At 36.8% G+C, this 25,892-nt stretch carries 26 protein-coding genes; 4 read left to right on the top strand and 22 right to left on the bottom strand.

Annotated features, from left to right (window positions below; genetic code table 11):
• Positions 1-16 precede the first annotated feature (16 nt).
• The 19 genes from I597_RS03410 to I597_RS03320 form a co-directional block, all read right to left on the bottom strand.
• Positions 17-1,036 (bottom strand): sugar phosphate nucleotidyltransferase, encoded by a 1,020-nt coding sequence (locus I597_RS03410; protein ID WP_035326330.1) that lies wholly within the window; start codon positions 1,034-1,036, stop codon positions 17-19.
• A 42-nt stretch (positions 1,037-1,078) separates the two neighbouring features.
• Entirely contained in the window at positions 1,079-1,531 is a 453-nt protein-coding gene (locus tag I597_RS03405; protein ID WP_035326328.1) for a hypothetical protein, read from the bottom strand.
• Between the two features lie 6 nt (positions 1,532-1,537).
• Entirely contained in the window at positions 1,538-1,972 is a 435-nt protein-coding gene (dut, locus tag I597_RS03400; protein WP_035326326.1) for a dUTP diphosphatase, read from the bottom strand.
• 71 nt (positions 1,973-2,043) lie between these two features.
• Positions 2,044-3,507 carry a lipopolysaccharide biosynthesis protein gene (locus I597_RS03395; RefSeq protein ID WP_035326324.1) on the bottom strand — a complete coding sequence of 488 codons (1,464 nt, stop codon included), beginning with the start codon at positions 3,505-3,507 and terminating at the stop codon, positions 2,044-2,046.
• Between the two features lie 47 nt (positions 3,508-3,554).
• Entirely contained in the window at positions 3,555-4,076 is a 522-nt protein-coding gene (locus I597_RS03390) for a hypothetical protein (protein WP_152594965.1), read from the bottom strand.
• Positions 4,077-4,361: 285 nt separating this feature from the next.
• Positions 4,362-5,636: a T9SS type A sorting domain-containing protein gene (locus I597_RS03385; RefSeq protein ID WP_052111870.1), complete on the bottom strand. Its 1,275-nt coding sequence runs from the start codon at positions 5,634-5,636 to the stop codon at positions 4,362-4,364.
• Between the two features lie 443 nt (positions 5,637-6,079).
• A complete protein-coding gene (locus I597_RS03380) occupies positions 6,080-8,893 on the bottom strand; it encodes a triple tyrosine motif-containing protein (RefSeq protein ID WP_152594964.1) in 2,814 nt (937 codons plus the stop codon).
• Positions 8,894-9,049: 156 nt separating this feature from the next.
• Positions 9,050-9,913 (bottom strand): ATP synthase F1 subunit gamma, encoded by an 864-nt coding sequence (gene atpG, locus I597_RS03375; protein ID WP_035326320.1) that lies wholly within the window; start codon positions 9,911-9,913, stop codon positions 9,050-9,052.
• 121 nt (positions 9,914-10,034) lie between these two features.
• On the bottom strand, positions 10,035-11,612 hold the full coding sequence (gene atpA / locus I597_RS03370; RefSeq protein ID WP_035326318.1) for a F0F1 ATP synthase subunit alpha: 1,578 nt from the start codon (positions 11,610-11,612) through the stop codon (positions 10,035-10,037).
• A gap of 62 nt (positions 11,613-11,674) precedes the next feature.
• On the bottom strand, positions 11,675-12,211 hold the full coding sequence (gene atpH, locus I597_RS03365) for an ATP synthase F1 subunit delta (protein ID WP_035326316.1): 537 nt from the start codon (positions 12,209-12,211) through the stop codon (positions 11,675-11,677).
• Positions 12,212-12,233: 22 nt separating this feature from the next.
• The gene (locus I597_RS03360) at positions 12,234-12,734 is read right to left on the bottom strand and encodes a F0F1 ATP synthase subunit B (protein WP_035326314.1); all 501 of its coding nucleotides are present in this window, start codon (positions 12,732-12,734) and stop codon (positions 12,234-12,236) included.
• Between the two features lie 98 nt (positions 12,735-12,832).
• Positions 12,833-13,057 (bottom strand): ATP synthase F0 subunit C, encoded by a 225-nt coding sequence (atpE, locus tag I597_RS03355; protein WP_269465683.1) that lies wholly within the window; start codon positions 13,055-13,057, stop codon positions 12,833-12,835.
• 40 nt (positions 13,058-13,097) lie between these two features.
• The gene (atpB, locus tag I597_RS03350; protein ID WP_035326312.1) at positions 13,098-14,276 is read right to left on the bottom strand and encodes a F0F1 ATP synthase subunit A; all 1,179 of its coding nucleotides are present in this window, start codon (positions 14,274-14,276) and stop codon (positions 13,098-13,100) included.
• Positions 14,277-14,362: 86 nt separating this feature from the next.
• Positions 14,363-14,761 (bottom strand): DUF6168 family protein, encoded by a 399-nt coding sequence (locus I597_RS03345; RefSeq protein ID WP_152594963.1) that lies wholly within the window; start codon positions 14,759-14,761, stop codon positions 14,363-14,365.
• Positions 14,762-14,764: 3 nt separating this feature from the next.
• Positions 14,765-14,980 (bottom strand): AtpZ/AtpI family protein, encoded by a 216-nt coding sequence (locus tag I597_RS03340; RefSeq protein ID WP_035326307.1) that lies wholly within the window; start codon positions 14,978-14,980, stop codon positions 14,765-14,767.
• Positions 14,949-15,353 carry a bactofilin family protein gene (locus I597_RS03335; protein WP_035326305.1) on the bottom strand — a complete coding sequence of 135 codons (405 nt, stop codon included), beginning with the start codon at positions 15,351-15,353 and terminating at the stop codon, positions 14,949-14,951. Before I597_RS03335 ends, I597_RS03340 begins: the two co-directional genes overlap by 32 nt.
• 24 nt (positions 15,354-15,377) lie before the next feature.
• Entirely contained in the window at positions 15,378-17,915 is a 2,538-nt protein-coding gene (gene porW / locus I597_RS03330) for a type IX secretion system periplasmic lipoprotein PorW/SprE (protein WP_052111866.1), read from the bottom strand.
• Between the two features lie 324 nt (positions 17,916-18,239).
• Complete coding sequence (locus I597_RS03325) at positions 18,240-18,953, bottom strand: ABC transporter ATP-binding protein (protein ID WP_035328911.1); 714 nt, start codon at positions 18,951-18,953, stop codon at positions 18,240-18,242.
• Between the two features lie 7 nt (positions 18,954-18,960).
• Positions 18,961-20,430, bottom strand: coding sequence for a DUF5687 family protein (locus tag I597_RS03320; RefSeq protein ID WP_035326302.1), 1,470 nt, complete (start codon positions 20,428-20,430; stop codon positions 18,961-18,963).
• Positions 20,431-20,524: 94 nt separating this feature from the next.
• On the opposite strand from I597_RS03320, the gene I597_RS03315 reads away from it, so the two are divergent.
• The 4 genes from I597_RS03315 (at position 20,525) to I597_RS03300 (ending at position 23,126) form a co-directional block, all read left to right on the top strand.
• On the top strand, positions 20,525-21,577 hold the full coding sequence (locus tag I597_RS03315) for a ferredoxin--NADP reductase (protein ID WP_035326300.1): 1,053 nt from the start codon (positions 20,525-20,527) through the stop codon (positions 21,575-21,577).
• Between the two features lie 12 nt (positions 21,578-21,589).
• The gene (locus I597_RS03310) at positions 21,590-22,060 is read left to right on the top strand and encodes a hypothetical protein (RefSeq protein WP_035326297.1); all 471 of its coding nucleotides are present in this window, start codon (positions 21,590-21,592) and stop codon (positions 22,058-22,060) included.
• Between the two features lie 113 nt (positions 22,061-22,173).
• On the top strand, positions 22,174-22,467 hold the full coding sequence (locus tag I597_RS03305) for a hypothetical protein (protein ID WP_035326294.1): 294 nt from the start codon (positions 22,174-22,176) through the stop codon (positions 22,465-22,467).
• Positions 22,464-23,126 (top strand): ATP-binding cassette domain-containing protein, encoded by a 663-nt coding sequence (locus tag I597_RS03300; RefSeq protein WP_035326291.1) that lies wholly within the window; start codon positions 22,464-22,466, stop codon positions 23,124-23,126. The genes I597_RS03305 and I597_RS03300 overlap by 4 nt, the downstream gene beginning before the upstream one ends.
• Positions 23,127-23,194: 68 nt before the next feature.
• Here I597_RS03300 and I597_RS03295 read toward each other — a convergent pair whose 3' ends face one another.
• The 3 genes from I597_RS03295 to I597_RS03285 are packed head-to-tail and all read right to left on the bottom strand — an operon-like array spanning position 23,195 to position 25,892.
• Entirely contained in the window at positions 23,195-24,148 is a 954-nt protein-coding gene (locus I597_RS03295) for an NAD(P)H-dependent flavin oxidoreductase (protein ID WP_035326288.1), read from the bottom strand.
• A 59-nt stretch (positions 24,149-24,207) separates the two neighbouring features.
• Positions 24,208-25,221 (bottom strand): glycosyltransferase family 9 protein, encoded by a 1,014-nt coding sequence (locus I597_RS03290; protein ID WP_052111864.1) that lies wholly within the window; start codon positions 25,219-25,221, stop codon positions 24,208-24,210.
• A gap of 59 nt (positions 25,222-25,280) precedes the next feature.
• Positions 25,281-25,892, bottom strand: coding sequence for a DUF4254 domain-containing protein (locus I597_RS03285; RefSeq protein WP_035326281.1), 612 nt, complete (start codon positions 25,890-25,892; stop codon positions 25,281-25,283).

Genomic DNA, 25,892 nt, shown 5'->3' with positions numbered 1-25,892 from the left:
TATGATTATATAAAACTTATTTCATCACCGTGTAATCCCCTAGACTTACACGTGTGTGCTCTCCATTATATTGTACTTTATTACCTATCATCGCTTCTGTCCACTGTGCGTTTTTTATCACACTATCTTGCTGGATTAAGCTGTGGCTTATCGTACTATCTTCAATAGTTGTGCCAGCTCCTATCGCAACGCCTGGACCTATGGTACAATTTTTAAGAACTACGTTTTCACCTATAAAACAAGGCTCAATAATAGTTGAATTTTTATTAACCACAGTGTCGGCTATAAGTTGCTCTTCCTTCTCATCGTGTAAGAACTGTAACATCTTAGAATTAGTATCTATGGCAACTTCTTTATTACCGCAATCCATCCACTCATCTACGGTTCCAGTTTTGAAAATACGACCTTCGGCCATCATTTTCTTTATACCATCGTTAATCTGGTACTCACCTCCATTCATCAAGTTTTCATCAAGAACTTCTTGAAGCTTCTCTTTAAGAACGGCTACATCCTTAAAATAATATATACCTATCACCGCTTGGTCAGACACAAAAGTTTCTGGCTTCTCTACAAGCTCTACAATCTCATCTTTCTCATTAAGTTTTACAACTCCGTAAGCCTCAGGGTTAGGTACTTTCTTAGTCCAGATTACACTATCTGCCTCAGGATCTAGCTCCAGATCTGCGCGTATAAGCGCATCTGCATAAGCTATTACCGCAGGACCACTTAAAGAAGGCTCTGCACTCATAATAGCGTGACCAGTTCCTAATGGCGCTCCCTGGCGATAAATAGATGCCTTTGCTCCAAGACTCTCCGCAAGCTCTTCAAGTTGTGCAATTACAGCATCACCAAAAAATGTAGGGTCTCCTAATACAAAAGCAATCTCGTCTATAGGTTGCTTTAAGATCTTTGCAATATCTCGTACAAGTCTGTGCACAATAGGCGCTCCAGCTACGGGAATTAATGGTTTTGGTATGGTTAAACTATGTGGTCGCAATCTAGAGCCTAGACCGGCCATTGGTACTATTATTTTCATCTGTTGTTAATTATATTTTACTTATGCCATCTTTAGGGCAAATCAATTCTTATTTTCTAAATCTAGGTTATAAATTCTAGTTAACTCCTCTAGTTCAGACTCAAACTTATCCCCATTATATTTAAATGAATGTATACGCCATTCATTACTAGGCTTGTAAAACTCAAAAGTGAACCTTACGGGTTGCCTATCATATCTCACTAAATAGGTATAAATCACATATTTATCCGAAAATTCTTTCTTAGTAATTAAATCTCTACCGTGAAATTTACCTATGTATTCTTCGGTGAGGTCACTCATTTTATTTTTCAAGTTAATTATTGCGTCAGTTTGACTATTTATCCAAGGATTACTTCCATAAATATTATCAATAGCTTGACCAACCCCTTTAGACTGATAGTCACTAAAGAAGTCCTCAATCATTTGCTCAGGCGTAGACTGTGCACTTAGGCTAAATGATATTAGTATTGTAATTAAAATTAAAATTTTCTTCATAGCGTTCTATTTTACCCCAGTACTCCCAAAACCGCCTTCACCACGATCTGTACTTGAGAGTTCTGTCACTTCTTCCCATTGTCCCTGCTCGTGCTTTGCGATCACCATCTGTGCAATGCGCTCGCCATTTTCAATAGTAAACGATTCATTAGAAAGGTTTACTAGTATGACCCCCACTTCTCCTCTATAATCTGCATCTATCGTTCCAGGAGCGTTAAGCACGGTCACACCCTTTTTTGCAGCAAGGCCACTACGTGGTCTTACTTGTGCTTCTACACCTACAGGTAGCTCCATAAATATTCCCGTAGGAACAATAGCTCTTTCTAACGGCCCTATCGTGATAGCCTCTGTGATATTTGCACGCAAATCCATTCCTGCGCTAGCAATAGTTTCATAGTGAGGAAGTGCGTGTGCACTTTTATTTATAACCTTTATTTTCATTTGTTCTTCTTTCTAACTTATTCTCGTACGGAGATACTATTATTTTTAATTACGCTTTCGCGAAAGCGTACTCATCTTCTTTTTAATATACGCAAGAGCAGCTCTCTTTCGCGGAAGCTTATTACACCAATTAATAATACGGTCATTACAGCTCCTACAAGATACAGTCTCAAGCTACCCACGCCAAAGTAATCTCTAAATCCATAAAAATATAGACTAGACAATGAGATACTTAATACGAGGTACAAAAGTATATTTTTTAGATCATAAGGGATTGCTAAATGTTTGCGGCCCATTATATATGATATGACCATCATCAAGGTGTATACTGCACAAGTAGCAATGGCACTGGCTAGATATCCTATTTTTGGGATAAGTAAGACATTTATCACTATGGTAAGTAATGCCCCTGCAACCGAAATATAAGCGCCATATCTTGTCTTATCTGTTACTTTATACCAGACAGACAGCGTTTGGTAAACTCCAAAAAACAGGTATGCAACGAGTATAAGTGGCACAATGTTCATAGCCTCCCAGTAAGCAGGGTCGTCTAGAAGGATTACTTTCACCACATCTACAAGTACTACATACACAAATAGCGCAATGGCACCAAGAACCACAAATGCCTTTGTGATCTGGGCATACATATAATGTGCGTTTTCATTTTTTGCCTCGCTAAAAAAGAAGGGCTCTATCCCTATTCTAAAAGCTGTGGCAAACAGCGTCATCCCTATAGAAAGTTTATAACACGCACCATAAATACCCACTTCACTCTCTGCAATATCTTCTGGTAGTAACTTTTCTAATAAAATCTTATCAAAGGATTCATTTACAGCAAAGGCAAGACCCGCAATAAGTACGGGAGCACCGTAGGCAAGCATTCTTTTAAATAAAATCGTATCAAAAGACCATCTTGTAAAATAGGGCTTTATCACGATAAGTAGTATCAAAAAACTAGGTATACAAAATGCAATAAATGCAAGCTCAATTTTATCTGTGGGTAAATAACTGTTTATACTATCTAACTGCGGTAACCACACAAGAAATACCACAGATAATCCTGTAGAAATAATAACGTTAAGTAACTTTATAAGTGCATAGCGCATACTCTTATTTTGAGCTCGCATATATGCAAAGGGTATTACCGCAAGCGTGTCAAACGCTATGACTAAAATCACCCATCTCCAGTATTGCGCAGGAACATCAGATATACTTGAGAGTGCATCTATCCCAGTAAATGCTATAATAACAAATAAAATGGTAGACCCTAGCAAACCAAGTAAAGAGGTTGATAGTGTTTTTTTAGTATGCCTTTCATCATTAAAAAATCTAAAAAAGGCTGTCTCCATACCATAAGTAAGCAGCACGTTAAAAATCATTATATATGAAAACACAATAGTCATCTCCCCAAAGGCATCTGTATCTGGCAAGTAACCAGTATACAATCGCGTTAATAGAGCCGTGAGAACTCTAGGCAAAACTGTTGCCAGGCCATAAATAAACGTGTGTTTAAAAAGATTTTTAAGAGCGCTCAAAGAGGAAGGAATTTATAGGCTAAAAATACAGAAATTAACCCTAGTATCTAGTAGCCATTTCCTCTTGGTAGTTGTTGTGGATAGGCTTTTGAGTCGCGCTCCTTTATGTTAGACAAGATACAGTACTTCACAATCCCATTATCTTTATAGATAAGCCCTGCTTGATCATTTGTAAGGTTAAATGGAAATGTATCATTTACCACTGGAGGTGTGTTTACAGCTTCTTCATTTGCATTATTAGACATCACAACATCCTGATCTAAGCCTTTATCTGTTCTAAACCGTGCAACATAGCCTGTATTAGATTTCATTACTTTACCTGCGCTTTCGCGAAAGAAGATTTTCTCCATTGTAATTGTTGTAGCTACCTCTGTAGGTATATAAAACTCAATACCCGTACCACCACCCTGCACACCGGCAACATACGTATTATAATGAGCGGCTACAGAAGCAAATGAAGGTGTAGACAAGGTCATTGTTTCTTGATTTTCTATAGATGAGGCAGACTTGCATTGCGTTAATAACAAAGAACTAACTGCTAGGCTCAAAACTGTAAATAGTTTATACATAAGATGGTTGTTTATGAGTAATATACAAATCTCATTCCAAGATACGATAGTAAAAAACAATTAGACTTCGTCTACCAAAAGAAAACCTCGAGATCATAGACACCTCGAGGTTTACACTCAAACCAAAATAATTGTGAAGAAAGAGTTTAAATATACCCTACTTCATTAAAAAATAGGTGAAAACCGATAATCGTTTACTTTTTTATGATGCTCAAAATAAGGAGAAACAAAAAATGCCAGCTGAAACAGCTGGCATTAATAAAGTAATAAAATAGAGGGTTGACCCTATTGCTTGATAAGCTTTATAGACTGTATACCTTGCTCTGTCACTACGTTTGCTATATATATTCCTGTAGTTAATCCTGAAGCATCTATTCTTGTCGTTGTATTTCCAGACTCTAAAGACATAACTTTTTTGCCTAAAACATCATAAACAACAATCTCTTTTGTAGGTGCGTTTGTAGTAAGAACCCATTCGTTTGTAGTTGGATTAGGAAAAGCAGATAGGCCTGTCTCTGTAAGCTCATCTGTACTTAGTGTCTCATTATGTAAATACAAATTATCTATATAGATAGTTCTATTACCTGTATTTGCTCCTGCAAGCGTTAATACAAACTGTCTAAGTGCATCTCTTTGCTGTGTTGCATCTCCGTCTGTAAAGTCAGATAATGGCACATCTAGTGATACCCACTCTCCAAATGTTGTTACCGGATTTGTTAACTGAAAAGACGAAGTTTCACCTGCGTCACCTACGTGATTAGACCATTTTGGATTTGCAATAAGACCCGCCGAATTATCTGTATCTATCCAATAATCCATATGGAAAAATGTAAGTGAAGATAAATCTATAGGTGCTCCCCAGTCTACTAGTAAAAACTCAGAAGATGGTTGATTCATCGTGATTTTTTGGGTGTCGTTTCCTTCTACCTGGATTGTTTCTATATCTTGTGTTCCCACTCCAAAAGCTCCAAATACAGTATTCTCTTGTGTTGTGTAAGCATCGCTAAATAAAGAAAAAACATTTTCTGCATCTCTTTCTGGTGGTGTAGGAGCTGCTACACTTGGAGCTGCAGGCTCTTCTGCTTCTCCTACTACTAGAGAAACATTATCTATAACAACGACTCCTGTCTCTGCACCCATATCAAATAATACTCTACTATTTGGAATTCCTATTCCACCAGCTGTAAGAGTAAGTTCAAAAGTTGTTAAGGTTTCTGTAAGTGTTACTGTTTCAACCGCCGCAGTAAAAGGTGCTTCATTAAGACCTATACCCGCAATAATCGTACGAGTTTCTCCAGCCCCAGTAGATGCGTCAAAGGTGAGTACATATGTTTCTCCCTCAGTAATAGAGAGAATCTGACTTAAATTTACGTCAAACGCGTTTCCCGCTGTCTCTACATTTGCAAAGTTAAAGCTGTTGCCGCCATCCTCTTGTACATTAAAGGCATTCCCCGTCCATTCTACCATTCCTTCTTCAAAATCGCCATTATTAAGCAGGTTCTGGGCTTGTATTGCAAATGCACTACAAAAGATAAAAAGCAGTAAAGTAATTTTTTTCATAATAATTCAATTTAATTAATAATACGAAATTTAAAATTACAAGCTTATTTTGCCAAATCACCAAATTAGACCTATACAAATAACATACATCGTAATATTAACACCGTAAAATTGCGAATTATAGAATTTAAAATTGTTTTTGATGCTTTTTTAGAGGTCAAATCCATAATTAAAGTAACAATCCTTATAAACTTTGTTATTTTAAAAACTTTTCCTAAAACCTTAGCTTTTACTGCTGTTAAGAACCTTAGCTGCCTAGCTTATAACAGAATATATTCGTAATAAGACATAATTATAACTCGTATTGACAAAAACGTATTGTATAGTTAGAAATAAAGCTTATTTAATTCTTACGCAAACGTTATAAACTAATCATTGTTGTGGTTATGTTGTAGTAAATTACACCAATGATGTACTTATATAATCTCACTACGTAGAGGTCTTTACATCTTTATGAAGTAATCATTGAGCTGTATAGATCTGTCTAAATTAATTTTTTTCCTCAAACGATATCTTTTAATTTCAACACTTCTATGAGATATATTAAGTAGTGGAGCAATCTCCTTTGAGCTTAAGTTAAGACGCAAGTACACACAAAGTTTTAAATCATTTGCAGTTAGTTCTGGGTGAATTTCTTTTACTTTTTTAAAGAAGTCTTTATCTGCGTGATTAAATGCTTTCTCAAAAAATGCCCAGTCTTCGTTAGTACTAATATTTTTATCTATATCCTTGATAATCGCTTTAAGTTCTGGGGTAGGTTCAAGTTTACTAAGCTTTTCTTTTATGGACTTAAGCGTTTTACTTTTATTTACCATTGCCAATGTAGAAGTTGCTAGCTCTCTATTTCTAGCACTTATATCATCTCTTAAATTTTGATTTCTGAGCTCTATATTTTCCTTTTCTACAGCTAGAGCCTTTAGATCCATATCCCTTTTTGTTCTTTCTAAAGCTTGATCCTGTTTTCGTTTGTATCTGCGTTTATTATATTGTTGAAACGCTAAGAAAACAAGAATAGCGAGTATAGAATAGAGAATGATTGCCAGATATGATGTATACCAAGGTCTGTCTATCGTAAAATTATAAGTAGCAACATTTTCTGAAACATTATCTCCTACCTTTGCCTTGACTTCAAATGTATATGAGCCTGGAGAAACATTTGCAAATTCTTGTCTATTTGAGGTTGTCCACTCACTCCATTCATCATAAAAGCCCAGCAATCTATATTGATAACTGGTTTGTTTAAATTTATCATATTGAGCCACGTGATAGTTAAAAGAGATATTATTTTCTTTAAAACTAAAATTTGAATCTTCAAAAAGTGACACGACGTGAGGTGTTCCCTCTATTGGATTGTTTTCTATACGGTTAATATAGACGCTATATTTCTCTTTATCATTGTAGGGCGAAAATATTAGATATCCGTGAGAAGTTCCTAATAGAAAATCATTTGATGAAATGGAGGTGATGTTTTCAAAACCTTGTGCGGCGTTACGGTCTCGTTGCGGAATATAAATTTTATTAATAGACAACTCAGTGTCCAAAGGGTCTTTAGAAAAGTAAACGACATCTTCATCTGTAAAAGCCCACATCTTGTTACTTTCATCATTTATAAGTTTACCAGAGACAAACTTATCGTCATAAATGGCACTTATTTTATCTTCCCTACTAAATGTGCTGGTAATATCATTGTACTTATAAATACCATTTTTATTTGCGTAGTAAATCGTATTGTCAAATTTAGAAAGGCTTGAATGTTCTCCTTTATTTACGGATGGATTCAGATTATATGAGCTTACCTGCTTGAATGTACTGTCCATTTCAACTCTATAAACGCCTTTGTATTCGTTATTTACTAAAATAACAGTAGGCGAAATAAACTCAAAATATCGTGAAGATATATCAAAGCCCTTAATTTTATTACGGAGTTGCCATCCATTTTCTGATTTTTCTAAAACATATAATCCATCATAATTACCTTGTAAAAGCAGATTAGGATTGTCAGGTATAGTGCGTATCGTCCAGGTGCCTTGGGGTTTTGCAATTTGTCTTGCTATACCTTTTTCAACAATGTAAGTGCCATTATTATGACCGCAGAAAAGTATGTTTTGTATGACCTTTAAATCCCAAACCTGCTCCTCGGTACCCGGAACAAGTTTAAAGTCTTTACTATCTAGATCTCTATAAAATAAACCTTGATTTGTGCCTAGGTAAAGTGCATTATTATGAATAGCTGATACATACGTTGTACCCAACCTCCCTTGTTCATCATAGTAATTACGTACGGGACTCATTGTGTTTATACAAGCAATTCCATTATCCAGACCTACCCATATATTCTTAGATTGATCTTCATAAATAGCCAGTACAGTATTATTACCAAGGCCCTTATTCTGGGTTACTTGGTAATCTAGTGTGCCATCTTTAGACAATTTTATAAGACCGTTTGCGACGGTTCCTATAACTAGTGATTGATCAGAAAGTTCTATAGAGCGATACAAGGTCATATCTTTAATATATGACGCTGCAGGGTATGCCCAGGCAGTAACCTCTGTAGATGTAATTTTAAAAATCCCATTTTTTTGGGTTACTCCTAACCAATATGATTCTCGCTGGTAGAGCCCTATAAAAGTTTTGTTTTGAAATACATCTCTTGTATCGTAGCTTATGGCTTGACCATTTTCTATTATAAACAATCCCTTTCCTTGCTCTTGAAATAATAAGTTACCATCTATTTCAAATAGTCTGAAAATAGCATTCTTTGTAGCTACAGCGATATAGGTTATGCTATCATCTTTAGGGTTATAAACATAAATGCCGTTAAGTGATTGTAAGAGCACTTTGTTTTTGTAAGATATAATCTTCCAGATTTGCTCCCCTTCTATCATTGAGTGGCTTAAAAGGCTGCTGAGTGATGTGTATTGTAGTATACCATCACGGTCTTTTTTCCAAAATCCAAAATCCATATGAGCCCCAGTATAAACTCTATCTCCTATAGCAGCAACAGATCTCAAAATTGTCTCGTTAGGTGAAGGTCTCAAGCTCCATTGAGCACCGTTGTATTGTAAAAGTCCTTTATTGTTTGCAAAATAGATGATCCCATCATCTCCTTGAGATACTTGCCAGTTCTGGTTATCTGCACCGTAAAGTGACGGCTCAAAATTTTGAATAGGAGGTAACTCTTGTGCTAGAGCACAGTTACATAACAAGCTAGTTATGAAAATAGTAATTAGAAATGTGGTGTTCTTTACAAAATTCAAAGCCTATAATTCTTGAAATTATCTTGAAAAGATACCAATAATAACTCTTTTATCTTGTCATAGTTAGATTTAACCTATAACAAAAATCCCTGACCATTATGGCCAGGGATTTCATATTTCAATTTGTGTTGTATAATTAAATGACTTAATCAGTTATTAATTATTTAAAGCTTCTGCACCACCTACAATCTCAAGTATCTCGTTTGTAATAGCCGCTTGACGTGCTTTGTTATATTGCAACTTCAGTGCATCTCTAAGCTCTGTCGCATTATCTGTTGCTTTGTGCATCGCAGTCATACGTGCACCGTGTTCTGATGCTACAGAGTCTCTTATGCCTTTAAAAAGCTGTGTCTTTAATGCTTTAGGAATTAATCCCTCTACAATCTCTTCTTTAGACGGCTCAAAAATATAATCTGCAGTGGCAGTTGTTTCTTCTTGTACGGTTGCTACGATAGGTAGAAACTGCTCAGGAGTAACAATTTGCGTTGCTGCATTTTTAAACTTGTTGTAAATGATGTCTATACGATCATATTCACCAGCTTCAAAACGAGCCATTAAATCTTCTGCAATAGCTGATACGTTATCAAAAGTAAGATCATCGTAAATATCATTGTTATTTTCAATTACCTTAAAAGTCTTACCAAGTATAGCATCTGCTTTTTTACCTAAGGTTACTAGGTGCACCTCTTTGCCAGCATACTTTGCAGCAACACGTGCATTTACACCTTTAATAATATTTGTATTAAAAGCTCCTGCTAGACCCCTGTTTGATGAAATAGCTACAATAAGTACCTTATTAATCTCACGATCTTCTGCGAGTTTACTTCCAGAATCTCCTTCTAGCGTTGCACTTAAGTTCTGTAAAAGCTCAGTAAGCTTATCAGAATATGGGCGCATTGCTGTAATTGCATCTTGTGCTTTCTTCAACTTTGCAGCAGATACCATTTTCATAGCACTAGTAATCTGCATCGTAGAAGATACTGATGAAATCCTGTTTCTTATTTCCTTTAAGTTTGCCATCTTGTATAAATTCCCGTGTTTACAAGTAAGACTTGCTAGGCACGATTTGTCTTTAATTTTGACAAGTCTCCCGCTTGCGCGGGAGTTGTTGAATTATATTTTTCGCGAAAGCGAAATTCTACTAGTTATAGTTAGCAGATAGGTCTTTTGCTACTGCTACAAGTGTATCTGTAACTTCATCTGTAAGCTTTCCAGACTTAAGTGTATCAAGGATACCTCTGTGCTTTGCGTTTAAGAACTCGATATATTCTGCTTCAAATTCTTTAACTCTGTTTACAGGCACGTCACGTAATAAGTTTTTAGATCCTGCATAAATAATTGCAATTTGATCCTCTACTGTAAATGGCGTGTTTTCTGCTTGCTTAAGTATCTCTACGTTACGCTTTCCTTTTTCAATTACGTTAAGGGTAGCAGCATCTAGATCTGATCCAAACTTTGCAAACGCTTCTAATTCACGGAAAGCAGCTTGATCAAGCTTTAGTGTACCAGATACTTTCTTCATTGACTTAATCTGTGCATTACCTCCTACACGTGATACCGAGATACCTACGTTAATAGCTGGACGTACACCAGAGTTAAATAAATCTCCATCTAAGAAGATTTGCCCATCTGTAATAGAAATTACGTTTGTAGGGATATAAGCAGATACGTCACCCGCTTGTGTCTCAATGATAGGAAGTGCAGTAAGTGATCCTCCTCCTTTTACGATAGGTTTAAGGCTATCTGGAAGGTCATTCATTGTTTTTGCAATAGCATCATCATTAATCACCTTTGCAGCACGCTCAAGTAATCTAGAGTGTAAAAAGAATACATCTCCAGGGTATGCCTCACGTCCCGGTGGACGACGAAGTAGCAATGATACCTCACGGTATGCAACTGCTTGCTTAGATAAATCATCATAAATGATTAATGCAGGACGACCTGTATCTCTAAAGTACTCTCCAATTGCAGCTCCTGCAAATGGTGCATATACTTGCATTGCTGCAGGATCTGATGCATTTGCCGCTACGATAGTTGTGTATGCCATTGCTCCAGCATCTTCTAGTACCTGTGCAATAAGTGCAACAGTAGAAGCTTTCTGTCCAATAGCTACATATATACAGTGTACAGGCTCACCAGCATCGTAAAATTCTTTTTGGTTAAGGATAGTGTCAATACAAACAGTAGACTTACCTGTCTGACGGTCACCAATTACAAGCTCACGCTGCCCTCTACCTACTGGTATCATAGCATCAATTGCCTTAATACCTGTTTGTAATGGCTCTGTTACTGGCTCACGAAAAACAACACCAGGCGCTTTACGCTCAAGTGGCATCTCATAAGTTTCTCCAGCGATAGGTCCCTTTCCATCAATAGGAAGACCTAACGTGTTTACCACACGTCCAGTAATACCCTCACCTACCTGGATAGATGCGATACGTTGTGTACGTTTTACGGTATCACCTTCCTTAATAGATGAAGAAGTACCTAAGAGTACAACCCCTACGTTATCTTCTTCAAGGTTAAGAACAATCGCCTCAAGACCGCTTTCAAACTCTACAAGCTCACCATATTGTGCGTTTGCAAGTCCGTAAATACGAGCGATACCATCACCCACAGTTAGTACTGTTCCTACTTCGTCAAGGGAAGCTGTTGCTTCAAAACCTGAAAGTTGTTTCTTTAAAATTGCCGAAACTTCTGCTGGTTTAACTTCTGCCATTTGATCTAAATTTATAAGTCCGCTTTCGCGAAAATTTTCTCACCTCACGATGAGCCGTTTATTTATAAACTGTTACTAAATTCTCTTTTTAACTTGCCTAGCTGGCTAGCGATACTTGCATTGTACTGTGTATCACCTACTCTTAATACAAAACCACCTATGATGCTCTCATCGATCTCGTTTGTAAGAGTTACGTTAGTGCTTCCTGTAAGCTCTTTTACTTTTGCCAGCACCTTAGTCTCCAGTTCTGGAGTTAAAGCTACTGCTGTAGTTACTGTAGCACTCTCAATCTTATTGCTTTTATTGTACTCTGCAATAAAACTATCTGCCACACCACCTAGTAAATTTGCTCTACTATTATCTACAAGAACATCTACAAGACCTAATGTCTCTTTTGTACCGTCTGTAAATACCTGACGTAATACAGCGCGCTTATCGTCTGCTTTTATTACAGGACTGTTTAAGGCATTGCGAAGTTCTTTACTTCCTTCTATAGTAGCCTTTACAGATTTCATATCATTTAAAACTGCCTCTACAGATCCATTATCTTTTGCAAGATCTAGTACTGCTTTTGCATATCGTATTGCTGCTCTACTCATAGTGATAGCGGCTTAAAATCTGTTAGTTTAATGTTGCTTGACCTAGCATCTTGTCTACAAGACCTAGTTGCTTTTCTTTATCAGAAAGCTCATTTTTTACAACTTTCTCTGCAATCTCTACAGAAAGTGCTGCAACCTGACCTTTAAGATCTGCGATAGCGCTCTTACGTTCTGCCTCAATAGCTGCTTGTGCTTGAGCCACCATTTTATCTGCAGCGTCTTTGGCTTCTACCTTTGCGTCATCTATCATTTTAGTCTTCATCTCACGAGCTTCCTTAAGCATCGCTTCACGCTCTGCTCTAGCTTCTTTTAAAAGCTTCTCGTTATCTGCTTGAAGACTTGCCATCTCTTTCTTTGCATTTTCTGCAGCATCAAGAGCTCCTTGTATTCCTTCTTCACGCTCATTAAGTGCGCTCATAATAGGTTTCCAAGCAAATTTTACCATAAGGAAAATAAGCAATAAGAAAAGGATTGTTTGTTTTACAAACAGGTCAAGTGAAAAATTCTCTAATAATTGTTCCATCTCAAAAGTGGTTCTGTGTTCTTATAATCTTTGTTTAATTAAATTCAACTCCTGTAACCAACCGTTACAGGAAGTTGAATTTTTAGAGTTGATCTGGATTAAGCTCCTAATATAAGCGCTCCAAATGCAAGTCCTTCTAAAAGTGCAGCAACGATAATCATCGCAGTCTGGATTTTACCAGCAGCCTCAGGCTGACGAGCAATTCCTTCCATTGCAGCTCCACCAATCTTACCAAGACCGATACCACCTCCAATTACTACTAGACCAGCTCCTACTAAATTTGGGAACATTGGTGCTACTTCTTGTACTAATGCTAAAGACATAATAGTGTATATAAAAAATTAAACAAATAAAAATTCTTAATTAAGTGAAGTTCTTACGGATAACTTCAGTGTCCTCAATCTCCTCTCCTAGCTCGTCGTGCAGCTCCTCATCGTGATGATCATCTGCAACTGCCATACCTATAAATAGTGCAGAGAGTGTTGTAAATATATAAGCTTGTAAGAATGCTACTAGCACCTCAATAAGCATTATGAATAATGATAAAAATAATGATACAATAGTAGACCCTGTTGCAGATAAGCTTTCTTGCATAAGGATACCTACCGCTACAAGACTCATTACAACCGTGTGACCTGCAGTAATGTTTGCAAACAGACGTACTAATAATGAAAATGGCTTAATAACTAGTGTACCTATAAGCTCTATAATACCTAGTAATGGTCTAAATACATAAGGAATACCTGGCATCCATAACATATGCCCCCAGAAGTGTTTATTACCGCTAAATACATAAATTACTAATGTAATAACAGCTAGTGCCGCTGTAACAGCAATTTGTCCAGTAACGTTGAAGCCAAATGGCATTAAACCTACAAGGTTAAGTATCCAGATAAAGAAGAATACAGTAAGAAGGTATCCAGTAAATTTTCTGTAGCTCTCACCAATGTTTGGCTTAGCAATTTCATCACGTACATAAACCACTAGTGGCTCAAGTACACGTCCAAATCCAGTAGGAACTTGTTTGTTTTTGTATTGTCTTGCTAGTCTTGAGAACCAAAACAGCATTAATAAACCTATAAGTAATATCCCGAAGACACTCTTTGTGATAGATAAATCAAAAGGCTTTGAAGCATTTACTGCGTGGTGCTCTTCATCAAACTGAACAGCAGTCTCACCAGCGTTAAGCTCATATATTCTACTATGAAGTTTTACAAAGCGACTATCACCTTTTTCTACAACGACCGTTCCATCATCATCGTGGTGAAACTCTGAAGACATAAAAGCCGTAAAGCCATTTTCTCCCCATAACATTACTGGTAAAGGAAAACCCCAGTGATGCTCCATTCCATTATCATCAAAAGTTGAGAATAAATGGAAGTCGTGAGAGTCCTTTAAGTGATGTTGTATGTACTCATTAATCTCCGTTCTTGTATTAACAGGATCACCCTTTTTTGCTCCATCTTTTCCGTAAACAGAAAAAGAAGTCAAAAGCACAAGAACTAATGTTAAAAATGAAATCGATTTTGATGCTATTTTCATTCCAATATTTTCAATAAATGATGTGGCCTAAAATTCTGTGCAAAAGTACTCATTTTCTTGAAAATAAAACAGATTTCGTAATTATTTCAATTTTGAGTCTCTCTATTCAAGATTTTCACAATAACAATTACCTCATAAAAGATAAATATGAAGATGGGTAACAGTAGAGAAACACTGTCTCTCTTACTCAAATCAGGTCCAAAAAAAATAACATCTCTAAAAAGAACACAAAAGAATAAAACTTTTACCGCCATAGATCCTAAGTATAAAAAGCCTAGTTGATCTTTAAACTCTTTTGTGAGCGAGGCAAGTAGCTCAAAGACTACCACAAGTATATAAGATGCTATTGCTTGATATAGATAAACACTCCATAAACTGTATGGATGATATATCTCAAATTTTAATGTGAGATAATGGTGAACGTTATAACTAATGAGAAATAAGCTTATAACACCAAGTGTATAAAGAATTAATTTTTTAATCAACACTTATTTATTGAGACGCATTACCCCTTTTATGACGAAGTAGATAGATAGAAAAATAGCAAAGAGTGTAACTGTTTTTTCTAAGTATGTAGTTTCAAATTTTTGATCGAGCCATACACCTAGTAGATTACCTAAGTATATAGTCACTCCCATCTGTAAAGCAATGGTAGAAAATCGTGCCCAGTTTTTAAGCGGAGCGTTCTCCTTTTCCTTTGGCATTTGATAGCGATTTAAGGTTGCCTTTCATCTCACAAGATGCGTTAAAGGTTGCCCCAGGCTCTACGGCAAGCTTTCCAGTAATAACCTCTCCTTCAATATGTGCAGAAGTCTTTATAGAAAGTAAATTTTTTATCTCTAATCTACCTACAATTTTACCCTCTACATCTGCATCGTTGCAAATAACTGTACCAGTTACAACACCTGTTTTACCTATTACAATCTTATTTGGTGCTGTAATATTACCCTCTATTACACCATCTATACGAAAACCTCCTTCTGAGGTAACATCTCCTTTAAGAGTTGTACCCTGGCTTATGCGGTTTTGTTGATTTGTAAGTGCAGGTCCTTTTCCTTTTTTGTTATCTGAAAACATTTGTAAGGGGGTTTATATTTAATCTCATTTTGTTTTTTGTGCCTTATAAGCATCAAAGTTTTTATGTACTTGGATGATCTTATAATTTTCTGAAGCAATAATGGTATTAGGTCTTGTAATTCTTACTTGATCATTTACTGCAAGTAATTCAACAAGGCCTTCGGCTTGACTTCTACTGTCTAAAAAGTGTATTACTACAAAAGACTCTTTATCATTATATACATCTATAGAGGTAGAAAACTGTGTGTAGCCTATTTTTTCAAAGCTCTCTACAAGTCTCCTCTGAAAATCGCGCGCTCCCTGCACGTCAGAACTTGTAAAGGAGTATAGCACCTTATAGTTTATAGAAATTGCCTCGTCATCAAAGTTTTCAAACTTCATTGTAGGCAAAGCGTTGCGCAATAAGTTTTGAGCTTTCTTACCTTCTTCTGTACGCGGGTAGGTAAGTGCTACATAATTAAGGCTCTCTTTGTAAGCATCATACCCTTTATATCTACCTAACACGGTTGCTTTAAGCAGTTCAAATTTAGGTAAATATGGATCTCCATAAAGTTGATCAATTTTTACTTCTAGGTCTGAGAGAAGACCTGCATATTCTTGGTTTTGAAAACGCTTATATAAACCTTTATAAATTTCTTCTGGAGCCTCTGCATCTGCTTCAAGTGCTGTATTAGGATTATTTATTCTTGTAGCATAACGAGAGTCTGGATACTTTGTGGTGATCTCGTTTTTATAGGTTTCCGCTTTCGCGAAAGCGTCCATAGATTCATACACTTGATACAAGTTATAGGTAGCTGGCAACACAAGCTTCTCATCAGGCTTGAAACTTAATAGCTTTTCTAAACGATTTGCCGCCAAAGGATATTCTTTAAACTTTTCTTTATAAATAAGCCCTAGCTGAAAGTAGGCAAAGTCACGCTCTTTAATGAGGCTATCTATTTGAGTTCTATCCCTAGGTAGTGTTGCAATATAGTCTTGTGCTGTTTTCTTTTGTGTCTCCTCTTCTTCTTGAAGTGCTACCGGCAAGAGCCCTCCGTTACTAGCTGGAGTTTGTTTTGATGAGAGGCGCCATCCATCTGCTAGTCTTCTTTTACCCCATCTACGCTCAAAGGCTTGCTTACCATAAGATACCGCTACATCATTATAGAAGTAAAATTCACCAGCTGTAGCTTGTGTTTTTTTACGAGCACTAGAACTACTATTAAAAAACTCGTTATTACGTATTTTATCTACTCTAGCTATAGAGTCTGCCGCTTCTTTTGCCTTAAGCTCTGCTATATAGTTATCAAAATATGCCGTAAGATCATCTTCAGACATCGTGACTAGTGAGATAATACTATCGTTGCGTTGTGTGAGATCCTCATAGGCTATAACATCTGTAAGGTTATCACGTTTCTTTTTTACAGACCTATACTCTCTTGTGCGGTCGCTTATTTTACCCAGCATACTATCATAATAAGCTCCAGCCGTTTTATATGCGGCTTGCTCAAAATTATAGTCTGCAAGTGCGAGATAATCTCGTGACACAAGGTAGTTATCTGTGCTTGTCTCCCTTAATGACTTGTTATAATTTGCAATAGCAGAGTCTTCTTTACCTAGGCTCATATAATAGGCCGCCTTTGTGTAATATATTTTATCTAAAAATGGTCTATTCTCTCTATTACTTATCATTTTATCTAGACGCTCTCTTAGTGCAAGTGTATCTTCTGTAGTAAGGTCACTACTACGTATTTGTTCTAAATGTGCATTTATATGATACTTGCGAGGTATCTTTCTATTAAGGTCTATCACTTCTTGAAAGGCGAGATTTGCACTATCTTTTTTATCTAGACGATTATACAGCTGCCCCTTGATGTAGTTATAGCGACCTCTTTCTTCATACTTACGAGTGAGGTCTGAAGCTTCTTTTATATAAATGAGAGCACTATCTGGTTTGTTTAGATTAAGATAGGCCTGAGCGAGCATTGCTTTTGCATCTGCAATGTCTTGGTTTTTGAGATTTTTCTCTACTTTAAAAATCTTGTTGAGATTCTCTATAGCAATCTCATTATTTTCTAGCCTGATGTTTGTCTTTTCCTTCCAGACTTTTGCCTGAGCGATATTGTTACTCTTAGGGTAATATGCAAGTACGTAATTAAAAGCTTCGAGTGCTGGTACAAATTGCTGGTCAAAATATCTTGCTTTTCCTAGTAGTAAGAAGGCTTCATCCATTTGTGGGTTGCGCTCTTCTCCATCTATTTTCATAGAGTGGCGTTGTATCGCTTTAATTGCTTTTTCTTCTGCTCTTACAAAGTTAGGATCTCTATTTTCTTCACCTAGAGCGGTGTTTTCTTCAAAAGATATGCGCTCTATAGGTAGTACTTCCCAGTAGTTATCATTAAAGGTTTGTATAAGTGCGCTCTTACCTTCATCTAGGGCGACGTTACCATTATATAACGTATTGTACTCTGTGGTAACTGCGTGGTAGTTGCGACTTATAAATGAATCTTTCTTGCGAGAGCAGCTCGCAAGAATTAATACAAGAATACTTGTACAGAGGATACGTCTTAAGAGTATTGTCAAACCTGTTGTGTTTTTACTAAAAGGAACTGTAATTTACCCATTTTAGTATGGAAGCGTGTAAAAATACATTTCTTTTTGAAAAAACATAGATTTCCATCTTTTTATTAGGACTCTTCACGTCATATAGTGCCTTTGAGCAGATAATTTATGGATGTCTTAAAAAAAAGTTAAGAAAATTCTAAAAAAAACCGCTGTTTTTTCGGTTGATACCTAGCACTTTAGTATTTTTACTGTTCAAGTTGCATAAACTTGAAGAATTAAGTTGGGGAACTTAGGAAATGGTCGCTTTATTGTGGCCATTTTTTTTAACCCAACTTAAGGCTCTTACTCTACTACTACCTCATTACCAGCAAAGTAAGCCTCTAGATCTTTAAGAGTTGCTGGAGAAGTCATAATATCTTTTACTAAGCTCCCTTTCTCTAAAACTACAATACGCTCACAAACTTCTGTTACGTGCTGAAGATCGTGACTAGATACCAAGACAGTTACCTCTCTATCTGATGCCATCTTTTTTATGATTCCTTTTAAACGTATTTGCGTAGTAGGGTCAAGATTTGCAAATGGCTCATCAAGTATAATTACATCTGGACTCCCTATTAAGGTCGCTACGATACCCACCTTTTTTTGATTTCCTTTTGAAAGGTCACGTAAGTATTTACGTTTCCCTATAATCTCATCGTTAAAAAAGTCTTCAAAAGTTGCCAGCAACGCATCTACATCTGCTTTATTTTCTCCTCTTAGGTCTCCTATAAAATAAAAGTACTCTTCTGGAGTAAGGTATCCTATCAGGAATGACTCATCTATAAAAGAAGCCGTGTGTGTTTTCCAGTCTTCACTCTCATTTACTTTTACGCCTCCATTTTCTATATAACCCGTAGAAGGTTGTATAAGATCTAGCAGACAACTAAAAAGCGTAGTCTTACCGGCCCCATTATTACCTACAAGTCCAAAAGACTGACCCTTTGGGATTTTAAAACCTTCAAGGTTAAGAACTGTAACTCCGTTATATGATTTTGACAAGTTGTGTACTGTGATCATCGTCTCTCTATTTTGTTTGTTTGTAAGCTGCAAGCGTTTTATACTTCTCTGTCTTATATATTTTTATAATCTGGTCAAATACTTTATCTCTAAAAGCAAAGCCTATAAGCCCTACTATAGCAACTAGTGCATAGCCCAAAGTAGGTCCTACCGTAAAGTGCCCTATCGCATAAAGCGCCATAGGCCCAAGCATTTTAGGTAAACTCACAAGCAGCGTTTTAAGGTTAAAAGAACTCTTGTCTCCAAAGGCTTTTTTACCACTCTGTAAGTCTATGGGTGTTTTTATATAAGCGCCCCCTAGTAATACAAGGTGTGCATTTATACCCATATTAAATATAGCTCCTACTAGTACTGCAATAAGTACATCCCACCCAAAATAAATATAGGGTATACATAATATCGCCGAAAAGAATGTAGCAATCACCAAGAGTAGCCACTTAGACTTTAAATAATCTTTATAGGCAATATTTTGTGTCATCATAAGCGGGTAATAGGCACTATCCCAAGAAGGAACAAACTGCCCAAAACTAAAAAGGAAACCACCACTTACAAATACTGCTGCAAACATTTTCCAAAAAGGGCCATCATACACCTCAACAGCGCCTGTAAAAAAGAGCAATCCATAAAACAAAAACATAACACTCATAAACACCGTAGTTTTAGAGCGTTTATTTCTCATTATGAGTCTAATATCATTTTTAAGAAAGGTAGACTGCTTCCCAAAACGGTCTAGCCACCCTAAATCTCCACCACTTGCTTCACTTACCTTTTTTGCCAGCCCTGCATCTAGATACAGTCTTGCAAGAAAGTACTTAAAAGCAACCGTTGCTACTGTAACAAGTAATGCTATAGGAAATATAACAGGCCACATATACTCATATAACCCTTGAAAAAACGGTTGTGTAAACGCTGTGATATCAAAATAGCCATAATACTGAGCAAAGCCTAAGGCAGCAAATAATGCTCCTACGCTCAACACAAGCCACAACTTGTCATTTAAAAAGACATTAATAAAATTATTTGCATATATAAAGCAAAACATAGCCACGTGCCACGCAATTACACCTAGCGGACTAAAACCCTTTGCCAGTAAAACAATAGAAAATGGAATAAAGAAAAAAGCGTGCATCCAGTTCCAGAAGGCAAGCACCGTTTTACCAAGTGCAAACTTTACAATCTTAGTCTTTTTAAAAGGTAAAAGTAATAGCGGTTTGATATTTACCACGGGCATCTTTTGTCCCATATATCTTATTATGAGATCACCTACTATGTAATAAATAACAAATGTATTTACGGTAGAGAAAGGCTCAAGGTCTGCTTTTTCAAGTATAAAATAAAGACCCACACCAGCACCTCCTAGGTATAAAACCATCATTAAGGCTCCAAAAACCATCAAAATTTTAAGTGCAAGGTTAGTCCCAAAAGCAGGACTTCTAAAAAATGCCTTCCACTCAAGGCTTACAAATTGTTTGACCATAATTTTCGGTTGTTTAGCGAGGTATAGGTATTTAAACTACTCGTAATGTTACACATAAAACGCATTGCTTTGTATTTTTGTAAAAAAAATAGCTATGTCTTCATTTCATACACTTCATATTCAGACCATTACAAGAATCACAGCAAAGTCAGTTGCTATTACTTTTGCACTTCCGGGTGCTTTAAAAGAGCACTTTACCTTTGCGCCTGGTCAATATATTACTTTAAAAACTACCATAGATGGTATAGAGGTTAGACGTGCTTACTCTATTTGTAGCACACCTCAAGAAGGGCTTACCGTTGCAGTAAAAGAGGTAGAAAATGGAACGTTCTCAACGTATGCAAATAGAGAACTTAAGGAAGGTGACACGCTAGAAGTACAAGAACCAGAGGGTAGATTTAAGATAGATAATTCCGCTTTCGCGAAAGCGAAAAACTACGCAGCATTTGCCGCAGGTTCTGGTATTACACCTATTCTGTCTATGATAAAGACAACCCTTACGCAATCTCCAGATAGCACTTTTGTACTAGTCTTCGGGAATCGAACACCAGAGGAGGCGATGTTTATAGACGAGTTACAAGCTTTGAGATCTCAATATACAGATCGCTTCTCTATTGAAAGTATTTACTCACAGTCGCGTGTAGATGGCGCACACTTTGGCCGTATTATGAAGTCTACGGTAAACTTTGTGGTAAAAAATAAATATGCCGAAAACAACTTTGACGATTACTTTTTATGTGGTCCAGAGGCAATGATTAATGAAGTAACTAAAGTTCTAAAAGAAAATGAAGTTGCAGACACTGCCATACATTTTGAACTCTTTACAGCAAGTACAGAAACTACAGAGATCGAGGCGCCTCTAAATGGTAAAACGGCTATAAAAGTACTTTGTGACGATGAGGAGTTTGAGTTTACAATGGATCAAGAGACAAACATTCTTGACGCCTCACTAGATGAGAATATAGACGCGCCACACTCTTGTCAAGGCGGCGTATGTAGCAGCTGTATCGCAAGAGTAACAGAAGGAACTGCTGTGATGTCTCAAAATCAAATTCTTACAGATGCAGAGGTTGCAGAGGGACTCATCCTTACCTGCCAGGCGCATCCTACCTCAGCTAGAATTGTGGTAGATTATGATGATATATAGTTAATAGTAATAATGAATCATAAAGGGAGTTACTATAAAATTTCAAGAAATGGTAATGTTCATACTTTAAGTGATAGACTTCCATTTAATTGGAAAGAATTATTTATTTGGACCGCTGCCTCTTCTGTATTTCTAATTTGGTTTCTAGGAATTGGTCTCGGAATATTCGTTACCGCTTTAACATCGATTGGATTTATATCATATAGGTTTACTGCTTGGGTTTATTATTCTGAATTGAAGATTGACGAAAAAACCGGAGAATTAACTTATCTAAGAAAAATACTTGAGCATACTAAAAAAACGGAATTACTAACAAATAAATTTGACTCAAAATGTTTGCAATTTTCAGAATTGACTCGTAGTGGTAAAACGAAGTTTCTAATGAATTATAGAACTCATAAAAACAATGAATTGTTGATTTTGAATAGTAAAAAAGACAAAGAATTTATTGAAAGGTATATTGCTCAAATAAATGTTATTTAAACACAGACATTATAACATTTTTAAAAACCTGCCCGTTATACAATAGGCAGGTTTTTTTATGCCATTAAAGTATGTTACCCCTACCTTAAAAGGAGATTATCTATTTTTAACCTATGTGGAACTTTTATCGTGACGTAACATTATATGCTGCTGCAGTCTGCATTTTATTTGGACTCGCGACAGTTCCTGCTCGAGATGGCATTATAAATGGTGTTCTGGTAACCATCGTTGTTTTTGGTGTGTTTGGGACTGGCTTGGGCATTCTTGCCTTTGGTTACTTTCAAAAACAACAATACTATATGTACCATAATCTTGGTTTTACAAAGAAGCACCTCATCACAAGAACCTATTTGATAAATGGTTTTCTAGCCATAGTCTTGCTTATCATTACATCCTTCTTTGTATGATAAACGAGCTACAACTCATATCTGCACAAAAATCATTTGGAAGCAAAGAAGTGCTTAAAGATGTCTCCTTCACACTAAAGACTGGTGATATTTTGGGGCTATTTGGTGCTAATGGATCTGGGAAATCTACATTGCTCAAGATACTTTTTGGCACCTTAAAAGCGACTAAAGCAACACTTACCATAAATGGCTCACCTATATCTCAAAAGAAGATTATTCCTGAGCAATATATAGGGTATTTACCGCAAGAAAGCTTTCTACCTAAGCATTTAAAAGTAAGAGATGTCATCCCGCTATTTTATAGTGATGGAGATGATCAAGACGCCATTTTTAGAGCTCCATTTATAGAAAAAATAGCATCAAAAAAAGCGGGCGTACTCTCAATGGGTGAGATACGTTATCTAGAGCTGTTACTTGTAGCAAATCTTAATCACCCATTCCTTATGCTAGACGAGCCTTTCTCTATGATAGAGCCCTTGTATAAAGAAAAGATAAAAGAGTTTTTGTTTTCGCTTAAAGCAAAAAAAGGAATTATACTCACAGATCATTATTATACAGACTTACTAGACGTTACTACGAGCAATGTTGTACTTTCTAACGGGTTTTCTTCGGTAGTATATTCGGTAGAAGATCTTAGGCTACAAGGGTATATTACATAAAAAAACCTGTCTCATCTTTATGACTTGACAGATTTTGGTTTTATTTACGCTTTCGCGAAAGCGTACTTCTATATAAACTTCTTGATAATAGTTGCCACAGGCTCTATCGCTGTGGTTTGCTCTATAGATGGTCCTGCAACCCATACGGTTTTATAAGTAGCTCCCTGTGCGGCCTTTGTGGTATCACGCATACCCTTTGCAAAACGAATGGCTTTCACCCATTTTTTGAGCTTCTTATTCTTATTAAGAATACCCTCTAACCAGGTTTGTTTTGTTCCTATCTTTTGAACATAAGGAGTATTAATAACTGTACACGGTGTTCCAGATATTTTTTGTGTCATCACAATATCTTCTGCACCATAATCTACACAAGCTTGCTTGTACTCTTGCGATACAGGTGCCTCTTCTGAAGCTATAAAAGGGCTTCCTATACTTGCTCCTATTGCGCCATAAGACATTGCACGGTCTAGGTCACTCTTGTTTGCAACTCCACCGGCAGTTATTACTGGTATCGCGCAGTTTTCATTAAGCTCTTTTATAAGTGCTTCTGGAGCGATATTACCTCTGTGACCTCCTGCTTGATTATTTACTGCAACTAGTGCGTCACAACCCATTGCTTCTACCTTTTTTGAATAGCTCAAGTCTGTAACATCGCAGAATACTTTAATTCCCTTTGGTTTTGCCTTCTCGATAACCATTCTAGGTGACCCGAGAGATGTGATAATGAAGTCTACACCTAGCTCACAAGCTGCTTCCAGCTGTGCAGGGTACTTCATATTAGATTTATTTACAATAAGATTTATCCCGAAGGCTCCTCCAGGTACTTTTGCCGCTTTAAGCTCAGTAATGGCAGCTTTAAGCTCTTCTATAGTTCTATAATTAAGTGCTGGCACACAAGCAGCAATGCCACTCTCCATTCCGGCTTTTAGCATTGCCACGTTAGACACCAGAAACATAGGTGCCATAATAATAGGGTGAGTAATGCCTAGTAAGTCGTTAAGGGTAGGTTTTGTTGTGCTCATAGTTATATAATATACCACAAATATAGCACAATTTTACTGTGCGCGCATAGTATGTAATACTAGATAGTTGCTTTAATCTTATCTATTACCCGTTCTGGTAAGATGGTTTTCATTACATCTTCATACCCTTCTGGCACTACATTACCATATATTGAGGTTGGGATTTTTGGATACTTTTTTCTGTCTGACACTATACAGTGCTCTTCTTGATTAAATGGAGTGAACCCTGCGTAGGGATGCGTTACTCCCCAGAGTGTTATCGTAGGCACGCCATACATTGCTGCGAGGTGTGCGTTACCACTATCCATAGAAAGCATCCCGTCTAGCTGACTTATAAGATTAAGTTCTTCTTTAAATTTAAGTGCTCCAGCTACGACCTTTACATTTTTACAGGTATCTGAGAGGTTATTGAGTATAGTCACTTCTGAAGGTGCTCCAAAAAGAAAGATATCGTACTTATTTAAGAGGTCTATTCCTTCTACTACCATTTTCATATAATCTAGAGGATACTGCTTACCTAGGTGAGCGGCAAAAGGTGCTACTCCCAGCCACTTACGACTATAGCCTGCTGTAAACTCAATGATTGCTGGCGCTTTATTGGGTTTTGGTAAAACCTCTGGAACTAGGTCTTTAAATTCTAGGTTGTCAAAAACTTCTTTGTAGCGCTGTACAGTTGTAGCAAGTTGTGTAAAGTTCTTATCGTTTTCTCTAGTGAGTGCTTTCTTTTCGGCTCTTCCTTTATCTAGAGTTGCACTAGGCAGATTAAGAAAGGTACGAAGCATTTTAGAACGTATCACATTGTGCAAGTCTGCAACGTGTGTGATGCCTCGCTTTTTCAGCTCGCGTGCGAGTTTCCATATACCCATCACTCCTTTATGTTCTGAAGTGACATTTGCAGCAACAAATTCAAGGTTAGGTATGGAGCTTACAATGGGTTCAAAAAATGGTTTTGAGAGAAAAGATATTTTTATGTCTGGATTTGCTTTCGCGAAAGCGTAAACCACAGGCACCGTCATCGCTACATCTCCCATTGCAGAGAGCCGAATGATGAGAATATGTTTTTGTCTAGCCATTGTAAGAATGCACGATACCGCTCTTTAAAATAAAAAACGGTATCGCGCGTAAGGGTTCATTATTTTTTAATGTTTCTGAGTACTGGGTTTAACTCATCATCATTATACATTTTCATTTGCTTGTATACCTTCATATACTTGTATCCTTTTGAGATGTCATCAAGTAAGTTGTCTATTGCTGTAGAGAGGTCTACGCGTTGCTCTAGTAAAACATCTAGCTTAGTCTGGCAAGCAGCTCTATGTGCATCACTTGCATCTTCACGAGTTGCTTCTTCTTGCATATGATATACTTTTAAAGCAAGTATAGATAAACGGTCTACTCCCCAAGCTGGGCTTTCTGTATTAATTGTTGCTCCTTCTTTTACAGTTACATCTTTATACTTCTCAAGAAAGTAACTGTCTATATACTCTACCATATCTGTACGATCTTGGTTTGAGGCATCAATCTTACGTTTAAGTGTAAGCGCAGCCACAGGGTCTATTTGAGGATCACGTATAATATCTTCATAATGCCATTGTACAGTATCTATCCAGCATTTACGGTATAGCAAGTGCCCTAGTACATCTTCATTTTTATCATATTTATTGACAAAAGGTTGATCTACGGTGTTAATTACGTGATAGATGTCTATCGCTTCTTTAAAAATGGCATTTGCCTTATCTGTAAACAT

The sequence above is a fragment of the Dokdonia donghaensis DSW-1 genome (genome assembly GCF_001653755.1).
In the GTDB taxonomy this organism is placed as follows: Bacteria; Bacteroidota; Bacteroidia; order Flavobacteriales; family Flavobacteriaceae; genus Dokdonia; species Dokdonia donghaensis.
This window is presented reverse-complemented; position numbering and strand designations above follow the sequence as displayed.